Source organism: Arsenicibacter rosenii (assembly GCF_001870735.1).
Classification (GTDB): domain Bacteria; phylum Bacteroidota; class Bacteroidia; order Cytophagales; family Spirosomataceae; genus Arsenicibacter; species Arsenicibacter rosenii.
The window spans coordinates 1-314 of record NZ_MORL01000343.1 but is presented as its reverse complement, the minus strand read 5'-3'; the positions used below and the strand labels follow the sequence as shown (position 1 = coordinate 314).

Genomic DNA, 314 nt, shown 5'->3' with positions numbered 1-314 from the left:
GTTTCATAGGGTTTGTAATTAGTATTTATTGACCGATTGAAAGGATACAACGTAGAGGCTCATTGCCGTTGGTTTGTCCACTGCAGGGCGGTTTCAATCAGCCGGACAAAGTGCTGGTTTTTNTGCTGGTTTTTCCAGGCCGTTTCATTATGGCCCATCGATGTATAAAACGTTTTGCCTTTACCCGTCTGTTTGTACCATGCTACCGGATGGTCTTTACCCATACCGAAGTTTTTACTGCTCACAAACAGCATATTCCCGCTTGGGTTAATGGTTTCCCCATTGATCGTATAAATGATGTTAAAATCCTTTTT

General features: G+C 42.2%; 1 protein-coding gene. It reads right to left on the bottom strand.

Going from position 1 to position 314, the window contains the following annotated elements; all coding sequences use genetic code 11:
- Positions 1 to 59: 59 nt before the first annotated feature.
- Positions 60 to 254: a ThuA domain-containing protein gene (locus tag BLX24_RS31515; protein ID WP_445422177.1), complete on the bottom strand. Its 195-nt coding sequence runs from the start codon at positions 252 to 254 to the stop codon at positions 60 to 62.
- Between the last annotated feature and the right edge of the window lie 60 nt (positions 255 to 314).